At 70.9% G+C, this 21,069-nt stretch carries 16 protein-coding genes; 13 read left to right on the top strand and 3 right to left on the bottom strand.

Going from position 1 to position 21,069, the window contains the following annotated elements; all coding sequences use genetic code 11:
* Position 1: 1 nt before the first annotated feature.
* From VJT49_RS17090 to VJT49_RS17080, 3 genes are read left to right on the top strand one after another with little or no spacing between them, the layout of a single operon-like run.
* Positions 2–895 (top strand): hypothetical protein, encoded by an 894-nt coding sequence (locus tag VJT49_RS17090; RefSeq protein ID WP_324165817.1) that lies wholly within the window; start codon positions 2–4, stop codon positions 893–895.
* A 46-nt stretch (positions 896–941) separates the two neighbouring features.
* Positions 942–1,682 (top strand): hypothetical protein, encoded by a 741-nt coding sequence (locus VJT49_RS17085; protein WP_324165816.1) that lies wholly within the window; start codon positions 942–944, stop codon positions 1,680–1,682.
* On the top strand, positions 1,661–2,515 hold the full coding sequence (locus VJT49_RS17080) for an inositol monophosphatase (RefSeq protein ID WP_324165815.1): 855 nt from the start codon (positions 1,661–1,663) through the stop codon (positions 2,513–2,515). The genes VJT49_RS17085 and VJT49_RS17080 overlap by 22 nt, the downstream gene beginning before the upstream one ends.
* On the opposite strand, the gene VJT49_RS17075 is transcribed toward VJT49_RS17080, so the two are convergent.
* Positions 2,504–3,718 carry an SLC13 family permease gene (locus VJT49_RS17075; RefSeq protein ID WP_324165814.1) on the bottom strand — a complete coding sequence of 405 codons (1,215 nt, stop codon included), beginning with the start codon at positions 3,716–3,718 and terminating at the stop codon, positions 2,504–2,506. The two genes, VJT49_RS17080 and VJT49_RS17075, sit on opposite strands and share 12 nt — an antisense overlap.
* 105 nt (positions 3,719–3,823) lie before the next feature.
* Between VJT49_RS17075 and VJT49_RS17070 the strand changes: the two genes are divergently transcribed.
* Positions 3,824–9,565, top strand: coding sequence for a TIR domain-containing protein (locus tag VJT49_RS17070; RefSeq protein ID WP_324165813.1), 5,742 nt, complete (start codon positions 3,824–3,826; stop codon positions 9,563–9,565).
* Positions 9,566–9,569: 4 nt separating this feature from the next.
* Here VJT49_RS17070 and VJT49_RS17065 read toward each other — a convergent pair whose 3' ends face one another.
* Positions 9,570–10,025: a B-4DMT family transporter gene (locus VJT49_RS17065; protein WP_324165812.1), complete on the bottom strand. Its 456-nt coding sequence runs from the start codon at positions 10,023–10,025 to the stop codon at positions 9,570–9,572.
* A gap of 126 nt (positions 10,026–10,151) precedes the next feature.
* On the opposite strand from VJT49_RS17065, the gene VJT49_RS17060 reads away from it, so the two are divergent.
* Genes VJT49_RS17060 through nusB form a run of 3 tightly spaced genes read left to right on the top strand, consistent with a single transcriptional unit; the run spans position 10,152 to position 12,306 of the window.
* Positions 10,152–11,249: a Xaa-Pro peptidase family protein gene (locus VJT49_RS17060; RefSeq protein WP_324165811.1), complete on the top strand. Its 1,098-nt coding sequence runs from the start codon at positions 10,152–10,154 to the stop codon at positions 11,247–11,249.
* 41 nt (positions 11,250–11,290) lie between these two features.
* The gene (efp, locus tag VJT49_RS17055; protein WP_324165810.1) at positions 11,291–11,854 is read left to right on the top strand and encodes an elongation factor P; all 564 of its coding nucleotides are present in this window, start codon (positions 11,291–11,293) and stop codon (positions 11,852–11,854) included.
* Positions 11,851–12,306 carry a transcription antitermination factor NusB gene (nusB, locus tag VJT49_RS17050; RefSeq protein ID WP_324165809.1) on the top strand — a complete coding sequence of 152 codons (456 nt, stop codon included), beginning with the start codon at positions 11,851–11,853 and terminating at the stop codon, positions 12,304–12,306. Before efp ends, nusB begins: the two co-directional genes overlap by 4 nt.
* Positions 12,307–12,472: 166 nt before the next feature.
* On the opposite strand, the gene VJT49_RS17045 is transcribed toward nusB, so the two are convergent.
* The gene (locus VJT49_RS17045; protein ID WP_020422358.1) at positions 12,473–12,961 is read right to left on the bottom strand and encodes a transcriptional regulator; all 489 of its coding nucleotides are present in this window, start codon (positions 12,959–12,961) and stop codon (positions 12,473–12,475) included.
* Positions 12,962–13,205: 244 nt separating this feature from the next.
* On the opposite strand from VJT49_RS17045, the gene pyrR reads away from it, so the two are divergent.
* The 6 genes from pyrR to carB are packed head-to-tail and all read left to right on the top strand — an operon-like array spanning position 13,206 to position 21,057.
* Positions 13,206–13,796, top strand: coding sequence for a bifunctional pyr operon transcriptional regulator/uracil phosphoribosyltransferase PyrR (gene pyrR / locus VJT49_RS17040; RefSeq protein ID WP_324165808.1), 591 nt, complete (start codon positions 13,206–13,208; stop codon positions 13,794–13,796).
* Positions 13,793–14,749 carry an aspartate carbamoyltransferase catalytic subunit gene (locus VJT49_RS17035; protein ID WP_324165807.1) on the top strand — a complete coding sequence of 319 codons (957 nt, stop codon included), beginning with the start codon at positions 13,793–13,795 and terminating at the stop codon, positions 14,747–14,749. The genes pyrR and VJT49_RS17035 overlap by 4 nt, the downstream gene beginning before the upstream one ends.
* Positions 14,746–16,041 (top strand): dihydroorotase, encoded by a 1,296-nt coding sequence (locus VJT49_RS17030; protein WP_324165806.1) that lies wholly within the window; start codon positions 14,746–14,748, stop codon positions 16,039–16,041. The genes VJT49_RS17035 and VJT49_RS17030 overlap by 4 nt, the downstream gene beginning before the upstream one ends.
* Positions 16,041–16,535, top strand: a complete 495-nt coding sequence (locus VJT49_RS17025) for a transporter (RefSeq protein WP_324165805.1) — start codon at positions 16,041–16,043, stop codon at positions 16,533–16,535. The genes VJT49_RS17030 and VJT49_RS17025 overlap by 1 nt, the downstream gene beginning before the upstream one ends.
* On the top strand, positions 16,532–17,722 hold the full coding sequence (gene carA / locus VJT49_RS17020) for a glutamine-hydrolyzing carbamoyl-phosphate synthase small subunit (RefSeq protein ID WP_324165804.1): 1,191 nt from the start codon (positions 16,532–16,534) through the stop codon (positions 17,720–17,722). Before VJT49_RS17025 ends, carA begins: the two co-directional genes overlap by 4 nt.
* On the top strand, positions 17,722–21,057 hold the full coding sequence (carB, locus tag VJT49_RS17015) for a carbamoyl-phosphate synthase large subunit (protein ID WP_324165803.1): 3,336 nt from the start codon (positions 17,722–17,724) through the stop codon (positions 21,055–21,057). Before carA ends, carB begins: the two co-directional genes overlap by 1 nt.
* Positions 21,058–21,069: the final 12 nt, after the last annotated feature.

Genomic DNA, 21,069 nt, shown 5'->3' with positions numbered 1-21,069 from the left:
GATGGCGCGGCTCGCGGCGTGGTTGAGGGGTAACGCCGACGGTTTCCTGGCCTTGGTGATCGCGGCGGTGGTCGCGCTGCTCGGGGTGTTCGACGTCTTCGGCACCGAACAGATCAACGCGGCGGTCCTGCTCACGCTGGCCCTGCTGGCCACGACCCTGCTGCGCGACCGCAGGTTCGCGGCGCGGGCGCTGGCCGAGACCTTCGCGGTCCGGCTGGTGAACGGCCCCGAGGTGGGCCGCGTGCACGCCGACGCGCATCACGAGACCGAGCAGTGGATGTTCAAGGGCGGCACCGGAACCTACCTGAGGGCGGTCACGCTCCCCGAGTGCGTCGAGAACGCGCGGCGCGCGAAGCGCCCGCTGAGAGTGCAGATCGAGATCGTCGACCCGACGAACCAGGTGCTGTGCCAGGAGTACTCGCAGTACCGCCTTTCGCTGACCCCGGGGCCCGACCGGACCGGCGACACCTGGACCGTCGACCGTACGCGTAAGGAGGCGTTCGCGACGATCTTCGCGGCCTGCTGGTACCGCCAGCGGTTCACCTTCCTCAGGATCGAGGTCGGGCTGTCGAAGGTGATGACCACCTTCCGCTGGGATATCTCCTCGCAGTGGGTGATCATGACCCAGGAGGACCCGGCGGCGCCGGCCCTGCTGTTCGACAAGGGCAAGCCGCACTACCGTGCCTACAGCCGTGAGCTGATGGCGAGCTTCGAGCAGACCCGGCACGTGGACATCGGCAGGGCGAAGGACCTACCGCTGTCGGACGAGCCGTCGGTCGAGGAGACGCGCAAGCTGTTCGCCCTGCTCGACCTGGAACTGCCCGGTTCGTTCACCGACCGGGACGTCGCCGACATCGTGCGAAGGGCCCTCCAGCCGAAGAACCCCTACTGGTAAGGCTGCCCGCGCCCGTTCGCGCGCTGGGAAAGGATGCGGGGAGGCCATGTACGACACGATCTATCGGGCGGTGACGGGCGAGGCCAGGGACCGGGCCGTTCCCCGGTGGGCCGCCGACCGGCTCGGCGAGGTGGCCGCGGGCCGTGGCAGGGTCCTGGCCGTGCGGCATCCACTCGGCTTCCTTTGCCTTCCGCTGGAGCGGGCCGGCGAGCGCGGTGTCTGCGTGCATGTGTGGAGCGATCACGTTCCGCACGCCGGCGCCACCACCTCGACCACGCACGCGCACAGCTGGGACCTGCTCAGCTATGTCCTCTACGGCACACTGCGGAACGAACTGGTCGCGGTGACCGACGAACCGGACGGGCCCACCCATCGGGTCTGTGAGATCGAGAGCGGCGGTGACGGCGACGAGATCCGCCGCACGTCCAGACTGGTGCGCCGTGGCGGCAGCGTCACCGAAGTTCATCGAAAAGGCGACGTCTACGGCCTGCCGGCGGGAGTTTTCCATGAGACCGTACCAGTGGGTGAGACGGCAACCGTCGCCCTCGGCCTCGGCCGTCCGGGGGCGGTGGACCTGGCGCTGGGCGACCTGCACACTGAAAGCCATCGGACCAAGCGGCAGCTCTGCGATCACGATGAGACGGTGTACGTGGCCGGCATGGTCGTCATGCGACTTGCCGGCTCCGGACAGCGCCCTCCGGGGGTGCAACCTCCAGACCCCGCCTGGGGGCCAGCCTCCAGGCCCCCTCGACCGCGGGAGGATCCGTGCGGCCACAGCACACGCTGACGCAGGTTGATCTGGAACAGGCCAGGCAGGTCGCGCTCGGCGCGGTCGAGGAAGCGGGGACGCTGCTGCTCGCCGGCGCGACCGGCACGCTGGGGGTGCGCACCAAGAGCGCGACCGGGGATGTGGTGACCGACCTCGACCTGGCCGCCGAACGAGTGATCGTGGCGCGTCTCCGTGACGCCTTCCCACGGCACCGGATCGTGGCCGAGGAGTCGGGCCTGCTGGACGCGTCCGACGAATCGTGGGTGTGGCTCGTGGACCCCCTGGACGGTACGAACAACGTGGCGATAGGTCTGAACAACTACGTGGTCGGGATCGCGCTGTGCCGCGACGGCGTGCCGGTGCTCGGTGTCGTCCACGACCCGGTGCGGGGCGAGAGCTGGTCGGCGGTGCAGGATCGCGGCACGGTCGGGCCCGGCGGGCGGCTGCGGCCCCGCTACCGCAAGCCCCGGCACCCCGTTCTCGCGTGGGCGCAGGGATACGAGGTCGGGCGCGCCGACGAGGTGGCCCGCGCGCTGCGGGTGGTGCTCGAGTCGAGCTCACGCCGGGTGCTCCAGTTGTGGGCGCCGCTGCTGGCCTGGGTGATGCTGGCGAGGGGCGACATCGACGGGTTCGTCGGCTACCGGGCCGAGGCGATCGATCTCCCGGCGGGAAGCCTGATCGCGCGCGAGGCCGGGATCGCGGTGTACGGCTTCGACGGCGAGCCTTTCGACGACCGCATCGACCTCCCGAACGACCGCAGCTTCGTCGCCGGGCATCCGCAGGCGATTCCCGGCCTGCTCGACCTGGTCGATTCGGCCGGGCGGATCACCATCGCGGGCCTACCTGGTTAGCCACAGCGCCGCGACGCTCGTGGCCAGCGCCACCACGGCGAGGCCGAGACCGTTGCGTACGAACCGGCCCATCGGGACCCGCAGCCCGTGGTGGCGGCACGATTCCAGGCACAGCAGGGTCGCCAGCGACGCCCACGGCGTGACGATGGGGCCGACGTTCGTCCCGATCAGCAGGGCCAGCAGCTGGTCGTGGTTGACGGGCGGGACCACCGCCTCGCCCGCGGTGTAGGCGGGCAGGTTGTTGACCACATTGGACAGCCCGGCGCCCGCGGCCGCCGCGCGGAAGGCACCCAGGACGCTGCCGTCGACGCCCACCAGCGCGGTCATCACGGTGCCCAGCCCGTACCGGCTCAGGGTCGGCACGACCAGGAAGAGCCCGCTCACGAAGCTCAGCAACTGCCACGGGATGAGCCGCGGGTGCAGTTTCTCGCGATCCAGGAACGCGAACGCGATGACCGCGACCAGCGCCGCGGCCGCGGCCGCGTAGCCGATCTGGTCGTGGATCAGCGGGATCGCCGCGATGAACAGCAGGCAGGCCGCGCCGGTGATCCAGCACAGTGCCCGTTCCCGGGGCCCGGCGAGCCGGACCGGTGGCGGCGGCATGTACCGGTCCTCACCGCGTTGGCCCCGGCGCCAGTAGCACAGCCAGAGGAACAGCATGGTGGCGACGAGCGAGGCCAGCTGTGGCGCCCACATCCGGGCGGCGAACTGCGGGGCGGCGAGCGCGACCCGGTTGGCGGCCAGGAGGTTCGTCAGGTTCGACACCGGCAGCAGCAGGCTGGCGGTGTTGGCCAGCCACACCGTCGTCATGGCCAGTGGCAGGGCGGTGATCTTCGCCTTCGGCGCCAGCGCCAGGAAGACCGGGGTGAGCAGGACGGCCGTGGTGTCCAGGTTGAGCACCACGGTGGTGACCGTCGCGAACCCCACGCAGAGCAGGAACAACGCGAAGTAGTTGCCGCGGCCGACGATCGCGAGCCAGGTCGCGATGACGTCGAAGACCAGTGCCTGCCTGGCGAGCGTGGCGAGCACGATGACGCTGCCGAGGAACAGCAGGAGCGGGCCGATCCGCCGCATGCTCGCGGCGGCTTCGCCGGTGGGCAGGAGGCCGGTCAGCACGCACAGCAAACCGGCCGTCAGCAGTCCGATCCTGATCCAGGAGAGCACGCTCGTCTTGGCCAGCAGCCGCCGAAGCTCAGAGGTCACGGTGGGGATCTTGTCGGTAACCTTTTCACGGCCGGCCACCGGCCCATGATCCCAACCCGAATGGACGCTGGGCAATCGTCCGATCGCACCGCGATACTGAGCCCTATGGACTGGCGAGGGGAGCGGGTGGATCCCGGCCGTCCGATCGATTTCTTCATCAGCTATTCGCCGGCGGACGAACGCTGGGCGGCGTGGATCGCCTGGCAGTTGGAGGCGGCCGGGCACCGGACGCTGATCCAGGCCTGGGATTTCGTGCCCGGCACGAACTTCATCGACTTCATGAACCGCGGCATCCGTGACGCGGCCGTGGTGGTCGCGGTGCTTTCCCGCAACTACCTCAATTCCCGCTACGGGACCATGGAATGGCAGGCGACGCTGCGCAGCGACCCGGGCAAGCTGGTCACCGTCCGGATCGAGGACTGTCCGGTGGACGGCCTGCTCGCCACGATCACCTGGCTGGACCTGCTCGGCATCGCCGACCAGCACGCGGCGCGTGAGGCGTTGCTCGGCCAGCTCCGCCAGACCCTGGCCGGCCGGGCGAAACCGGAAGTGGAGCCCGCCTACCCGCACGCGACCGTCGCCCCGCAGGTGCCCCGCGAGCCGGAGCCCGTCACCCGTGAACCGCCTCGGACGCGCCGCGCGCCGGTGGCCGCACCGGCCTACCCGCCCGCGGCCACGCCGCTCCCTGCCGGGCGTGACAGCGTCACGGTGCTGCACGTGCCCGGTCCCCGGTTCGGCCGCGGCACCGTCGGGGCGGGTGAGCCGCTGACCGCACGCGAGCTGCAGGCCAGGATCAGGGCGAACGTCAGCCGGCTCACCGACTCGGGGGCGCCCGAACCGGAACTGATCGTGGTCAGCGGCGACCTGACCGAGTCGGCCAGGCCAGGCCAGGTCGACGAGGCGCTGAACTTCCTCGCCGGGTTGCGTGTGCTGCTCGGCCTGGAGCCACACCGGCTGATCGTCGCGCCGGGTGGCCGTGACGTGTCCAAGGCCGCCTGCCATGCCTACTTCCTGCAGTGCGAAGCACGGGACCGGCGGCCCCAGGAGCCCTACTTCCCGAAGCTGGACCACTACGCGGAGCTGTTCGCCGAGCTCTACCAGGGCCTCGACGGGCCGGTGTTCGACGTCGCCCAGCCGTGGACCCTGTTCGCCGTTCCCGAGCTGCGGGTCGCGATCGCCGCCATGAACTCCACGATGGCGATGAGCCACCGCCCGGAGGACGACTACGGCCTGCTGGGGGAGTCCCAGGTGGCGTGGTTCGCCGAACGCCTGCGGCCCTTCGAGTCCTCCGGCTGGCTACGGCTGGGCGTGCTCCGCCACGACCCGACGCCGGGCGGGCGGCTGCCCGGCCGCGACCCGGTGCTGCTCTCCGACGCCGAACTGCTCGACCGGCTGCTCGGCAGCCGGCTCAACCTGCTGCTGCACGGTCCCGGTCCCGGCGGCACCCGGATCGATTTCCTGGACTCCGGCCTGCCCGCGGTGGCGGGTGCCGGGCCGGGCCGGGACGAGATCATCCAGGTGACCGCCGACGGGCTGCGGCGGTTTTCGGTGTACGAGGACCGGGTGGGTGAGCGGGCCGAGCGGGTGACGCGGCAGTGGCAGTCGGCCGGCGGCACCTTCGTCGCGCCCGCGGCGACCGGGGGCTTCGCCGAGCTGGCCGAGGCGCCGGTGCCGGCGGAGGAGCAGGCCGAGGCGAACGATCCGGACAGCCGCCTGCTCGAGCGGGTCGCCGAGGTCTGCGCGACCCGCTACGAGGGGGCCAAGATCCGCCGCGTCGACGCGCGGCCACCGCATCTGCTGGTCACCCGGCAGGAGGAGGGGTTCACCCCGCAATGGCGGGTCGGCGCCTATGTCGGTGAGGTGACCCGCGAAGTCGTCGAAGACTTCTTGCGGCACGACCCCGGTCCCGGCTCCGAGCTGGTCTACCAGGGGCCGTCGCCGTCGGGGGCACTGCGGGACGAGGTCGCCCGGCGCGGGGTGCGCCTGCGCAGCTTCACCGAGTTCCAGGGCCTGCTCGACCTCGACGAGTATGTCGCCGAGCAGACCCTCCGGCTGCGTACCGACCGGCGCTACCCGCCCGATCTTTATGTGCCGCAACGGTTCCGTGAGCTCGACCGCAACGAGGCCGAGGTGCGGGAGGACCTGGCCGACGAGCTGGTCCGCCTGGCTACCGGCGACCACGGAAGGTTCGTGCTGGTGCTGGGCGACTTCGGCCGCGGCAAGACGTTCGTGCTGCGTGAGGTGGCCCGGCGCATCGCCGAGACGGTCCCCGCGGTGATCCCGCTGTTGATCGAGCTGCGGGAACTGGACAAGGCGCATTCGGTGGACGCGCTGGTGGCGGCGCACCTGGCCAACCACGGCGAGGAGCTGATCGACCTCAAGGCGTTTCACTACATGCTGCGCGAGGGCCGGATCGTGCTGCTGTTCGACGGCTTCGACGAGCTGGTCACCCGGGTCACCTACGACCGCGCGGCCGACCACCTGGAGACCCTGCTGCAGGCGGCCCGGGACAAGGCGAAGATCATCGTCGCCAGCCGCACGCAGCACTTCAAGTCGCACGCCCAGGTGTTCACCGCGCTCGGCGAGCGGGTCGGGCTGCTGCCGCACCGGCGGATCCTCGCCGTGGAGGACTTCACGCCGGAGCAGATCCGCCGGTACCTGATCAACCGCTACGGCGGCGACGAGGAGAAGGCCACCGCCCGCCTGATCCTGATCAACGGCATCCAGGACCTTCTCGGCCTGTCACGGAATCCGCGCATGCTGAGCTTCATCTCCGACCTGGACGACGAGCGGGTCCGCGCGGCGGTGCGGGCCCGGCACACGCTGTCGGCGGCCGCGCTCTACCGCGAAATCCTGCAGAACTGGCTGAGCTTCGAGGCCCGGCGGGCCGCGGGCGGGCCGGGTTCGCCCGTCGGCCTCGAGCTCGACGACCTGTGGCTGGCCGTCACGACCCTCGCGCTGCGGCTCTGGGAGTCCGGCGAATCGTTCCTGGGCCTGGCCGAACTGCATGAGGTCGCCGACACGCTCTCGGGCCTGGCCGGTGGGCGGCTGTCCGGGTCCCAGGCGGCGCATGCGATGGGCGCGGGCAGCCTGCTGGTCCGGACCGACGACGGGCAGTTCGGGTTCATCCACAGCTCGGTGATGGAGTGGCTGGTGGCCAACGCGATCGCCGGGCGGTTCTACTCCGGGACGAGCGCGCCGGGAGAACTCGGGCAGCGCCCGCTTTCGCAGCTGACCGTCGACTTCCTGTGCGACATCGCGGAAACCCGGGTCTGCCAGCAATGGGCCGAAGGGGTGCTCGCCGACGGTGCGGCGAGCGACATCACCCGGACCAACGCGATCAAGGTCAGCACGCGCCTGCGCACCCCGGCCACCGCCGACCTGCGGGGCGCGTCGTTGCCGGGCGAGGATCTGTCCTACCGCGAGTTCGCCGAGGTCGATCTCACCGGCGCCGACCTCACCGGCGCTCGCCTGGTGGATACCAACCTCACCCGCGCGGTCCTGCGCGACGCCACGCTGGTCCGGGCACGACTCGACGACGCCGACCTCAGCGGTGCCGACCTGCGCGACGCCGACTTCACCGGAGCCAGGCTGCAACGGGCCGACCTGACCGGCGCGGTGCTGACGGGCAGCCGCTGGCGCCGCGCCGCCCTGATCGCGGCGAAGGGCCTTCCGGACCCCGGCCACCTGCGCGGTGCGGCCATCGCGCCCGGCCAGCCCGCGCACACCGAGTTCGCACCGGCTTCGATCGGCGTGCGGCACGGCTTCCACGCCGAGTTCGGCCGCCTCCCCCGGGCGCTCGACTACAGCCCCCACGCCGGAACCCTGGCGATCGGCAGCGACGACGGCGGGGTGCTGATCTGCGACAGCGTCACCGGGTTGCCACTGCGCACCCTGCAGGGCCACCGGGACCGCGTGTTCGCCGTGACCTACGGCGAGGACGTCCTGGTCACGGGGTCCGCCGACGGCAAGGTCCGGGTCTGGGACGCGGCCACCGGCGAATCCCGGCATGTGCTGGAGGGGCACCGGGAGTGGCCGTGGCCGGTCGAGCTGGACCCGTCCGGTGGGCGGCTGGCCACCGGCGATGCCGACGGCGTGCTGCGGCTGTGGGATCTGGCGACCGGTGAGCCCGTCCACGAACTGCCCAGCGGGCGCGGTTTCGTCTTCAGCATGGCCTTCCATGGCGCCGTGCTGGCCGCGGCGTACCGGGACGGCAGCGTTCGCCTGTGGGACACCGCGAGCGGTGCGTCGCTGGGTGAGTTGACCGGCGCCGTCGGCTCGGTGTACCGGGTGGCGTTCAGCCCGTCCGGCGATCTGCTGGCCACCGGCGGGCAGGGGGGCGCCGTGCGGCTGTGGGATCCGCGGACGGGCCGTCGCCTCGCCGATCTCCCCGGGCACACCGGCGGGGTGTACAGCCTCGCCTTCCATCCCGACGGGAGCCTGCTCGCCAGCGGTGACACCGACGGCGGCGTGTGCGTGTGGGACACCGCGACCAAGCAGTGCGTGCGAGCGCCGACCGGGCATGTGGCGGCGATCTACTGCGTGGCCTTCAGCCCGTCCGGTGCCATCCTGGCCACCGGGGACAGCGCCGGCAAGGTGATCCTGTGGGACAGCGCGACCGGCGAGGTCCGGCACCGGCTGGAAGGCCATCTCGGCTCGGTGTGGCCGTTCGCGTTCCGCCCGGACGGCGGCCAGCTCGCGATCAGCGACGACCAGTTCACCACGCGCCTGTGGGATCCGGAGACCGGCCAGTGCCGGCATGTGCTGTCCGGGCACGGGCGGCGGGTCACCGGTGTGCGGTTCGGCGCGGACGGCGAGCTGCTGGCCACCAGCGGCAACGACGGCGTGGCGCGGCTGTGGGACCCGGTCACCGGACGCCGGGTCGAGCAGCTGTTCGGCTCGCCGGACCGGTTGCTCACCGTGGAGGCCACCGTCTTCAGCCCGGCCGCGCCCCGGCTGGCCACCGCGACCAACGACGGCAGGCTCAACCTGCTCAGCCTCACCAGGACGGAAGGCGGTGTCGCCGCGGTCTACGAGCGTCACCTGAACGTCGAATCCGCGCCGATCTGGGCGCTGGCGTTCGGCCCGTCCGGCGACGAGCTCGCGACCGCGAACGACGACGACACCGTCCGGCTCTGGTACCGCACCACCGGCCGGCTCCTGCACACCCTCGGTGAACATCGAGGCCGGGTCCGCTCGATCGCGTTCAACCGGGACGGAACCCTGCTCGTCACCGGATGCGATGACTCGATGGTGCGGCTGTGGGACGCCCGCACCGGCAAGCTCCTGCGCACCCTGGCAGGGCACACCGACCGGGTCTACGCCGTGGCGTTCGGAAACGGCGTGGTGGCCAGTGCCTCCTGGGACACCACGGCCAGGGTGTGGGACACCGGGACCGGGCAGGTCCGGCACGTGCTGACCCGGCATATCGCGCGCCTGCAAACGCTCGCGTTCAACCCGGCCGGGGATCTGCTCGCCACCGCGGGCAACGACCTGGTGATCCGCCTGTGGGATCCGGCGACCGGCGCCCACCTGCAAACCCTGATCGGGCACAGCCGGGACGTCCTGTCGGTCGAGTTCAGCCCGTCCGGCCGGCTGCTGGCCAGCGGCGGTGACGACGGCACGGTGCGGCTGTGGACGGTGACCGGGCAGCGGGCGGAGGCCAGGCTGGTGCTGCTCGGGCTGCCGGAGGGCTGGGCGGCGCTGGCCCCGGACGGCCGTTACAAGGTCGAGGGGGACCCGGGTGGCCAGTTCTGGCACGTGATCGGGATGTGCCGGTTCGAGACCGGGGAGCTCGACGGCGATCTGCCGGGCATCCGCCAGCTCGCCGGCGAGGTCCCGTTCTGAGCCGTTACTTTCCGGCCGACGCCGACTTCCGGGCGGGCTGCGGCCGGCCGCCCACCAAGATGCCGAGCCCGGCCGGGACGAGCACGAGCAGCGAGGTGAACGCGGCGCCACCGGACAGCGCCGGCCACAACTCGCTCGTCCCGCTCTGGTCGACCAGCACCGCCTTGCCGATCACGTAGAGGATCCCGGACACCGGCCCGGAGATCAGCGCGGAGATCAGCCAGGTCCGGCCGAGATCGTCCCGCCGCAACGCTCTCGCGGGCTTCGGGGACGGGCTGGGGGCGCACCGCCAGGCGTCGATAGCACTCCACAGCGCGGCCGTGCCCACCAGCAGCGCGATCACGATGATCTTGATGGTGGTGAGGCCGGCCGGGGTGTAGACCTCCGCCTTCGCCAGCGCGACGGCGGCGACACCGTGCAGCAGCGCCATCCCGAGACCGCGAGTCAGCCAGGGCCGCATCGGGTCACCTTACCAAGCAGACCGAAAGTGAGCCTCCCCGTCAAACCGGCGGCCGACCTGCGTTTCGCCGCTCGTGGCACGGTCGGCCGGATTGGTATCGACTGGCGCCGCCCCTAGGCTGGGCTGGTGCCGGAAATTCACCTCGTTCGCCGTAACGCGCTGCGCGAGCTGCTTCACGAAGCCGACGTGGACGCATTGCTCGTCACCGACCTGCTCAACATCCGCTATTTGACCGGGTTCACCGGTTCCAACGCGGCTCTGCTGCTCCACGCCGGCAGCGACAAGGAAACTGTTTTCTGCACCGACGGCCGGTACGCCACGCAGTCCGCGGGCGAGGTGCCCGATCTGGAGCGCGTGCTCGACCGCGACAGTGCCAGGGCCCTGCTCAGCCGCGCCGATGAGCAGGGGGCGAGTTACCGCCGGACGGGTTTCGAAAGTCACCACGTCAGCGTCGAGGACTACGAAGCGTTTTCCGCGCTCGCCGGCGGGATCGAGCTCAGGCGTGCGCCTGGCCTGGTCGAGCGGCTGCGCCTGGTCAAGGACGCGACCGAGATCGAGTCGCTGCGGATGGCCTGTGCCGCCGCCGACCGTGCCCTGGCCGATCTGCTCGAGCACGGCGGGATCCGGCCGGGCCGCACCGAGCGCGAGGTGGCCCGCGACCTGGAAACGCGGATGCTCGACTACGGTTCGTCCGGCCCGTCGTTCGACAGCATCGTGGCCGCCGGCGCCAACTCGGCCATCCCGCACCACCGGCCCACGGGCAAGGTGCTGGCCGCGGGCGAGTTCGTGAAGCTGGACTTCGGAGCCACCGTGGACGGGTACCACTCGGACATGACCCGCACGGTCGTGCTCGGCAGGCCCGTGGACTGGCAGCGCGAGGTGTACGAGCTGGTGTACCGGGCACAGGCCGCCGGGCGCGCGGCGGTGTTGCCGGGCAGCGAGGTGGTCGAGGTCGACAAGGCGGCACGGCAGGTGATCGAGCAGGGAGGGCACGGTGACGAGTTCTCGCATGGCCTCGGCCACGGAGTGGGGCTGCAGATCCACGAGGCGCCCCGGCTGGCACGCAACGGCGCCGGTACACTTTCCGTCGGTATGACGGTCACCGTCGAGCCGGGCGTGTACATCGCGGGCCGCGGTGGCGTCCGCATCGAGGACACGCTGGTCGTGCGGGATTCCACGGCCGAACTCCTCACCCTGAGCAGCAAGGAACTCGTGGTCGTCTAGCGCGGCCGGGAGAAACGACTAGTGGAGAACTGGACAACGTAGTGGCCACCACCAACGACCTGAAGAACGGCATAGTGCTGAACCTGGACGGCCAGCTGTGGTCCGTCGTGAACTTCCAGCACGTCAAGCCGGGCAAAGGTGGCGCGTTCGTGCGCACCACGCTCAAGCACGTGCTCACCGGCAAGGTGGTGGACAAGACGTTCAACGCCGGCACCAAGGTGGACACCGCCACCGTCGACCGCCGCACCATGACCTACCTGTACAACGACGGCGCCGACTACGTGTTCATGGACGGCGAGACGTTCGACCAGATCACCGTCCCCGCGGAGACCGTCGGCGAGTCCGCGAGCTACCTGCTGGAGAACACCGAGGTGCAGGTGGCCACGCACGAGGGCGAGCCGCTCTACGTCGAGCTCCCCACCTCGGTCGAGCTGGTCATCCAGCACACCGACCCCGGGCTGCAGGGCGACCGCTCCACCGGCGGCACGAAGCCGGCGACCCTGGAGACCGGCGCCGAGATCCAGGTGCCGCTGTTCGTGTCCACCGGCGAGAAGGTCAAGGTGGACACCCGCGACGGCCGGTACCTGGGCAGGATCTCCAGTTGAGCCCTTCCGAACGTTCGCCCCGGCGCGGCGGCTCCCTGGGCCGCCGCGCTTTGCGCAGGCGTGCCGTGGAGTTCCTCTACGAGGCCGCGCAGCGTTCCCTCGACCCGGTGACCCTGCTGGCCGAGCGGGTCGGCTCCACCGATGTCGACCCGGTCGGCGACTACACGATCAGCCTGGTCGAGGGCGTGGCGGCGCATCGCGAGCGGATCGACGAGCTGCTCGCCGAGCACGCGCAGGGCTGGACCCTCGAGCGCATGCCGCCGGTCGACCTGGCCGTGCTCCGCGTGGGTGTCTACGAACTGCTGTGGGCCGCCGACGTGCCCGATCCGGTCGCCATCGACGAGGCGGTCGGCCTGGCCAAGGAACTGTCCACGGACGACTCGCCCCGGTTCGTCAACGGTGTGCTCGGCCGCATCGGCACCATCGCGGACCGGTTGCGAGCGGTTTTGTAGTTGAAGGCGCGAGGGACGTCTTCTTCACGGCCTGCGCGCGATCGTGAACGCGCAGACGGACCTCTGGCCCGCCTCCGCGTTCCCGAGAGTTTTTCGCCCCGGCGAGCTCAGGGGTCACTTCAGGTGCCCAGAGTTCCGTACCGTCACCGGGTTGTTTTCACGCGGGTCAGTCTTCCTTCGCGGGCCTGGCTTCGGGCGGCAGGACGCCCCAGTCGATGAGCTGCTCGGTGAGCTCGCCGGGGGTCATGTCGTAGATGATCGCCAGCGAGCGCAGGTCCTCGGTGCGGATCGACAGCACCTTGCCGTTGTAGTCGCCGCGCTGGCTCTGGATGGTGGCGGCGTACCGGGCCAGCGGCCCGACCTTCTCCGCCGGGAGCTGCTGCAGCCGCTCCAGGTTGATCACGATCTTGGTGGCGGGCTCGGCGCCCGACGGGACGCGGCCCTCCGGCAGCAACTCGACCACCGGCACACCGTAGAAATCGGCCAGCTCGGCCAGCTTCTGGACGGTCACCGCCCGGTCGCCTCGCTCGTACGAACCGACCACGACGGCCTTCCAGCGTCCGCCGGACTTCTGCTCGACCCCGTGCAGGGACAGTCCCTGCTGCTGGCGGATCCCGCGGAGCTTGGCCCCGAGCGCCTTGGCGTAATCGCCCATCTGGTGGTTCTCCGTTTCCTCGCCCAGTCGGTCTCCAGGACCGCCCGGGGGACTGCTGAGCTGAACACTCAGAGTAATGGTTACGCATTGTCGTCACCAGGTCAAGCAAAGGATTGGAAAGAGAGGAGTCATACCACCCGATGCAGGTGAGGGCGCGCCTGGTAGCCTCGCCTGGAATCCCTGGCCACAGGGGTTGTCGACATCCTTTAAGGACCCGTCCGGCGAGGCGGGGAAGGAGTCTGCCGTGGCGTCACGCTCCCGTGGCGCGGCGGAGCCGGGTGGTGAGCGGGAGTTGCTCTCCGCCGGTGACGTCGCCCGCACCATCGCTCGAATGGCCCATCAGGTCATCGAGAAGACTGCGCTCGGTGCCGACGTGGACGATCCGCCCGTGCTCCTGGGCATCCCCACCCGTGGCACGTCCCTGGCCACCCGGCTGACCGAGCGGATCACCGAGTTCTCCGGCGTCAAGCCGCCGACCGGCGCCCTCGACATCACCCTTTACCGCGACGACCTGCGCCGGAAGCCGACCCGCCCGCTCGCGTCCACCCGCCTGCCCGACGCCGGGATCGACGACCGCGTGGTGATCCTGGTCGACGACGTGCTCTTCTCCGGCCGTACGGTTCGCGCGGCGCTCGACGCGTTGCGTGACCACGGGCGCCCACGCGCGGTGCAACTCGCCGTGCTGGTCGACCGTGGCCATCGTGAGTTCCCGATCCGGGCGGACTACGTGGGCAAGAACGTGCCGACCTCCCGGAGCGAGGAGGTGCACGTCCTGCTGTCCGAAGTGGACGGGCGGGACGCCGTGGTGCTGCGTGACAAGGGAGTGGAGGAGTGAAACACCTGCTGGCCACCGACGGGCTCGACCCGGATCTGGCCACCGCGGTGCTCGACACCGCCGAAGGGCTGAAGAAGACCCTGCTCGGCCGCGAGGTGCGCAAGCTGCCCACGCTGCGCGGCCGCACGGTCATCACCTTGTTCTACGAGAACTCCACCCGCACCCGGGTGTCCTTCGAGATCGCGGGCAAGTGGATGAGCGCCGACGTCGTGAACGTCTCGTCCGGCGGTTCCTCGGTCGGCAAGGGGGAGTCGCTGCGGGACACCGCGCTGACACTGGCCGCGGCCGGCGCCGACTGCGTGATCATCCGCCATCCCGCCTCGGGCGCCGCGCACCGGCTGGCCGGGTGGCTGGCCGGGACCGGCACCTCCGTGGTCAACGCGGGCGACGGAACCCACGAGCATCCGACCCAGGCCCTGCTCGACGCGGCCACGCTCCGTGAGCGGCTCGGCACGCTGAAGGACCGCCGCGTCGCGATCGTCGGCGACGTGCTGCACAGCCGCGTCGCGCGGTCCAACATCCACCTACTGGCCGCGCTCGGCGCCGAGGTGGTCCTGGTCGCGCCGCCGACGCTGCTTCCGACCGGCGTGAAGACGCTGCCGGTGACCGTGTCCCACGAACTGGACGCCGAACTGCCGGCGGTGGATGCGGTGATGATGCTGCGGGTTCAGGCCGAACGGATAACCGGGCCTGCCGGACCTGGCGGCAGTCACGGCGGGTTCTTCCCGTCGGCGCGCGAGTATTCGATCACCTACGGGCTGAACGAGAAACGGCTGCGCCTGTTGCCCGAGCACGCTGTTGTCCTGCATCCGGGTCCGATGCTGCGCGGCATGGAGATCGCGTCGGTCGTGGCCGACGCGCCCGCGTCCGCGATCACCGAGCAGGTGCGCAACGGGGTGCATGTGCGGATGGCGGTGCTTTACCACCTGCTGGCCGGGGAGGAGGAGAAGTGAGCGTGCTGATCAAGGGAACCCGGCTCTATGGCGAGGGTGACCCGGTGGACGTGCTGGTCGCCGACGGCGTCATCGTGGAAATCGGCGCGGTCGAACCGGGCGAGGGTACCGAGGGCACCGAGGTCGTCGAAGCGGACGGGCAGGTCCTGCTGCCCGGGTTCGTCGACCTGCACACCCACCTGCGCGAACCGGGCCGCGAGGACGCCGAGACGATCGAGAGCGGTTCGGCGGCCGCGGCGCTCGGCGGCTACACGGCGGTGTTCGCGATGGCCAACACGGATCCGGTCGCCGACAACGCGGTGGTCGTGGAGCATGTCTGGCGCCGTGGCCGCGAGGTCGGGCTGGTCGATGTGCATCCGGTCGGCGCGGTCACGGCCGGGCTGAAGGGCGAGAAGCTCGCCGAACTGGGCACGATGGCCAAGTCGGTGGCCGGGGTACGGCTGTTCTCCGACGACGGGCAATGCGTCGCGGATCCGCTGATCATGCGGCGGGCCCTGGAGTATTCGACCGCGCTGGGCGTGGTGATCGCGCAGCACGCGGAAGAACCGCGGCTCACGGTCGGCGCCCAGGCGCACGAAGGAGAGCGGGCTTCGCGCCTCGGTTACGCCGGCTGGCCCGCCTCCGCGGAGGAATCCATCGTGGCGCGCGACTGCCTGCTGGCCGCGCACGCGGGGGCCAGGCTGCACGTCTGCCACGTCTCGGCCGCGGGGACGGCCGACATCCTGAGGTGGGCGAAGGACCGTGGGACCCGGGTTTCCGCCGAGGTCACCCCGCATCACCTGCTGCTCACCGACGAACGGCTCGTCACCTACGACCCGGTCAACAAGGTGAACCCGCCGCTGCGCACCGGCCCGGACACGGCCCGGTTGCGCGCGGCGCTGGCCGAGGGCGTGATCGACTGCGTGGCCACCGACCACGCCCCGCACGCGGTGCAGGACAAGGACTGCGAGTGGGCGGCGGCCCGGCCGGGCATGCTCGGCCTGCAGACCGCGCTGTCGGTGGTGGCCGAGACGATGGTCCGCACCGGCCTGCTCGACTGGCGCGGGGTGGCCAGGGTGATGAGCGAGCGCCCCGCGGAGATCGCCGGACTGCCGGACCAGGGCCGCCCGCTGGCGGCGGGGGAGCCGGCCAACCTCGTGCTGGTCGACCCCGAGGCGGAGTGGACGGTCCGGGGCGCCGAACTGGCCAGCATCGCGGCGAACACGCCGTACGAGGGCATGCGCCTGCCCGCAGTGGTGACTCTCACGCTGCTGCGCGGCCGGATCACGGCTCGTGAAGGGAAAATCAGCTGATGGAACGTCTGGTGCTCTCGCTGATCGTGCTCGCCTGCTTCCTGCTGCTGGTCTACGGCATGCGGGTGGGCTGGCGGCGCAAGGCCCGGTCGCAGAGTGTGCTGGTGCCGCCCTTCCCGCGGGTTCCCGGCGAACCCGGGGAGCCCGAACTGGTGGCCAAGGGTCTCTACGTCAGCACGACCACCGCGGGGAACTGGCAGGACCGGATCGTCACCCGCGGCGCCGGCCTGCGGGGACGGGCCCGGCTGCGGCTCTGTCCCGGCGGCGTCGAGGTGGACCGGGCGGGCGCTCCCGGGTTCTGGATCCCGCGGGAGTCCATCACCGGCGCCGGGCTGCGGAGCGCGATCGCCGGCAAGGTGATGGGCACGGACAGCCTGCTGGTGATCACCTGGCGGGCCGGCGATGTCGAGCTGGACACGGGTTTCCGCTCGGACGAGCCCGATGACTATCCACAGTGGATCGACAGGTTGCGGATCAAGGGAGGTGCCCGGTGAGGACGCCGGCGGCATTGGTGCTGGAGGACGGCCGGGTGTTCCGCGGCTCGGCCTACGGGGCGCGGGGGCGGACCCTGGGCGAGGCGGTGTTCTGCACCGGGATGACCGGGTATCAGGAGACGCTGACCGACCCCTCCTACCACCGGCAGATCGTGGTGCAGACCGCGCCGCAGATCGGCAACACCGGATGGAACGACGAGGACGACGAGTCGGCCCGCATCTGGGTCGCCGGCTACGTCGTGCGCGACCCGGCCCGCACGCCGTCGAACTGGCGCTCGCGCCGCGGACTGGACGAAGAACTGGCCGGCCAGGGCGTGGTCGGCATCTCCGGGGTGGACACGCGGACCTTGACCAGGCACCTGCGCGAGCAGGGCGCGATGCGGGCCGGCGTGTTCTCCGGCGACGCACTGGACACCGAGGGCGCGATGCTCGACACGGTGCTGGCCGGCCCGCCGATGAAGGGCGCGAGCCTGGCCGGTGAGGTCACCACCGCCCAGCCGTACGTGGTGCCTGCCCGGGGTGAGCGGCGCTTCCGGGTCGCCGCGCTGGACCTCGGCATCAAGTCGAACACGCCGCGGCAGATGAGCAGGCGCGGCATCGAGACGCACATCCTGCCCGCCGCCAGTTCGATCGAGGACCTGCTGGCCGTCGAGCCGGACGGCGTGTTCCTGTCCAACGGCCCCGGAGACCCGGAGACCCAGGACCACGCGATCGCGTTGACCCGGGCGGCGCTGGGCCGGGAGATCCCGCTGTTCGGGATCTGCTTCGGCAACCAGATCCTCGGCCGCGCGGTGGGGCTGGGCACCTACAAGATGCGCTACGGCCACCGCGGCATCAACATCCCGGTGATCGACACCGGCACCGGGCTGGTCGCGATCACCGCGCAGAACCACGGGTTCGCCCTGGAGGGTGAGCCGGGGCAGACCTTCGACTCGCCGTTCGGCACGGTGAAGGTCAGTCACTACTGTCCCAACGACGGCACGGTCGAGGGCCTGCGGTGCGGCGATGTGCCCGCGTTCTCGGTGCAGTACCACCCCGAGGCGGCGGCGGGCCCGCACGATGCCGCGCCGCTGTTCGACGAGTTCGTGGCGCTGATGGAGGCCCGCGCGAGCCACAACCGGCCGACTTCGCTCGCGGGGGCCGGCCGGGTGCAAGTGCCCCGTGAGACACAGGAGAAGACCCAGTAATGCCGAAACGTAGCGACATCGAGCACGTGCTCGTCATCGGCTCCGGCCCGATCGTGATCGGCCAGGCGGCCGAGTTCGACTACTCGGGGACGCAGGCCTGCCGTGTGCTGCGCGCCGAAGGACTGCGGGTGAGCCTGGTCAACTCGAACCCGGCGACGATCATGACCGACCCGGAGTTCGCCGACGCCACCTACATCGAGCCGGTGACGCCGGACTTCGTGGAGAAGGTCATCGCGTCCGAGCGGCCCGATGCGCTGCTAGCGACCCTGGGCGGGCAGACGGCGCTCAACTGCGCGGTCGCCCTGCACGAGCGCGGTGTGCTGGAGAAGTACGGCGTCGAGCTCATCGGCGCGGACATCGACGCGATCCAGCGCGGCGAAGACCGGCAGAAATTCAAGGACATCGTGCGCGCGGTCGGGGCCGAGGTGCCGCGCAGCCGGGTTTGCCACTCCATGGCGGAGGTCCGCGAAACCGTCGTGGAGCTGGGGCTGCCGGTGGTGATCCGGCCGTCGTTCACCATGGGCGGGCTCGGCTCCGGCATGGCGCACACCCACGACGAACTCGAGCGGCTGGCGTCGACCGGCCTCGCCGAGTCGCCGGTCACCGAGGTGCTCATCGAGGAGAGCGTGCTCGGCTGGAAGGAGTACGAGCTCGAGCTGATGCGCGACCGCCGCGACAACGTCGTGGTGGTCTGCTCGATCGAGAACCTCGACCCGATGGGCGTGCACACCGGGGATTCGATCACGGTGGCCCCGGCGATGACCCTGACCGACCGCGAGTACCAGCACATGCGGGACGTCGGTATCGCGGTGCTGCGCGAGGTCGGCGTGGACACCGGCGGCTGCAACATCCAGTTCGCGATCAACCCGCGTGACGGGCGGATGGTCGTGATCGAGATGAATCCCCGCGTGTCCCGTTCCTCCGCGCTGGCGTCGAAGGCGACGGGGTTCCCGATCGCCAAGATCGCCGCGAAGCTCGCGATCGGCTACACCCTCGACGAGATCCGTAACGACATCACCGGCGAGACGCCCGCTTCGTTCGAACCGACGCTGGACTACGTGGTGGTGAAGGTGCCGCGGTTCGCGTTCGAGAAATTCCCGGGTGCGGATCCGACGCTCACCACGACCATGAAGAGCGTCGGCGAGGCGATGGCGCTGGGCCGCAGCTTCCCCGAAGCGCTGGGCAAGGCGATGCGCTCGATCGACACCAAGGCGGCCGGGTTCTGGACTCGGCCCGACCCCGAAGGTGTCACGCTCGAAGGGACCCTGGAGGAGCTGCGGACCCCGCACGACGGCCGCGTCTACGCGGTCGAGCGGGCGCTGCGCCTGGGCGCCAGCGTCGAGCAGGTGCACGAGGCGAGCGGTATCGACCCCTGGTTCATCGACCAGATCGCGCTGATCGGCGAGGTGGGCGCCGAGGTCCGGGACGCGCCCGTGCTGGACGCGGACCTGCTGCGCGAGGCCAAGCGCACCGGCCTGTCCGACCAGCAGATCGCCGCGCTGCGGCCGGAGCTGGCCGGTGAGGACGGGGTGCGGACGCTGCGGCACCGGCTGCACGTGCGACCGGTGTTCAAGACCGTCGACACCTGCGCCGCCGAATTCGCCGCCAGGACGCCGTACCACTACTCGGCCTACGAGTCCGACCCGGCCGCGGAATCGGAGGTCACCCCGCAGCCCGACAAGCCGAAGGTGATCATCCTGGGCTCGGGGCCGAACCGGATCGGGCAGGGCATCGAGTTCGACTACTCGTGCGTGCACGCCGCGATCGCCCTGCGCGAGGCCGGGTTCGAGGCCGTGATGGTCAACTGCAACCCGGAGACCGTCTCCACCGACTACGACACCTCCGACCGCCTGTACTTCGAGCCGCTGACCTTCGAGGACGTGCTCGAGGTGGTCTACGCCGAACAGCGGTCCGGGACGGTGGCCGGGGTGATCGTGCAGCTGGGCGGGCAGACCCCGCTCGGCCTGGCCCGGCGGCTGGCGGACGCGGGCGTGCCGATCGTGGGCACCCCGCCGGAGGCCATCCACCTCGCCGAGGACCGGGGCGCGTTCGGTGAGGTGCTCGGCGACGCCGGGCTGCCGGCGCCGAAGTACGGCACGGCCACCTCGTTCGAGGGCGCCAAGCGGATCGCCGACGAAATCGGCTACCCGGTGCTCGTGCGGCCGTCCTACGTGCTCGGTGGGCGGGGCATGGAGATCGTCTACGACGAGGCGTCCCTGGCCGGGTACATCCAGCGCGCCACCGAGGTCACGCCCGAGCATCCGGTGCTGGTGGACCGGTTCCTCGACGACGCGATCGAGATCGACGTCGACGCGCTGTTCGACGGCGAGGAGCTGTACCTGGGCGGCGTGATGGAGCACATCGAGGAAGCCGGGATCCACTCCGGCGACTCGTCGTGCGCGCTGCCGCCGATCACCCTGGGCCGGCAGGACGTCGAGACCGTCCGCGCGTCCACCGAGGCGATCGCGCGCGGTGTGGGCGTGCGCGGGTTGCTCAACGTGCAGTACGCGCTGAAGGACGACGTGCTGTACGTCCTGGAAGCCAATCCGCGGGCGTCGCGCACGGTGCCGTTCGTGTCGAAGGCGACCGGCGTGGCGCTGGCCAAGGCGGCTTCGCTGATCATGACCGGGTCCAGCATCAAGCAGCTGCGGACCCGGGGCGTGCTGCCTGCCGACGGCGACGGCGGGCAGTTGCCCGCGGACTCACCGGTGGCCGTCAAGGAGGCCGTGCTGCCCTTCCATCGCTTCCGCACCCCGGAGGGCATGGGGGTGGACTCGCTGCTCGGGCCGGAGATGAAGTCCACCGGCGAGGTCATGGGCGTGGACACCTCCTTCGGCGAGGCGTTCGCCAAGTCGCAGGCCGCGGCCTACGGCTCGCTGCCCACCTCGGGCCGGGTGTTCGTCTCGGTGGCCAACCGGGACAAGCGGGCGATGGTGTTCCCGGTGAAGCGGCTGGCGGACCTCGGATTCGAGATCCTGGCGACCTCCGGCACCGCGGAGGTGCTGCGCCGCAACGGCGTGCCGTGCACGGTGGTGCGCAAGCACACGGAAGACACCGAAGGCACCGAAGACACGGCCGGATCCGCCGGGCCGAACATCGTCGAGGTGATCCTGGACGGCGCGGTGAACATGGTGATCAACACTCCGTACGGTAACAGCGGCCCGCGCATAGACGGTTACGAGATCCGCACCGCGGCGGTGTCCCGTGACATCCCGTGCATCACCACGGTTCAGGGCGCGGCGGCCGCCGTGCACGGCATCGAGGCTCTCATCCGGGGTGACATCGGGGTCCGTTCGCTCCAGCACCTTCAGGCCGCGCTGCGGGCCGGTTCGTGACGGCGGAGGGAG

Source organism: Amycolatopsis sp. (assembly GCF_035276945.1).
In the GTDB taxonomy this organism is placed as follows: domain Bacteria; phylum Actinomycetota; class Actinomycetes; order Mycobacteriales; family Pseudonocardiaceae; genus Amycolatopsis_E.
This window is presented reverse-complemented; position numbering and strand designations above follow the sequence as displayed.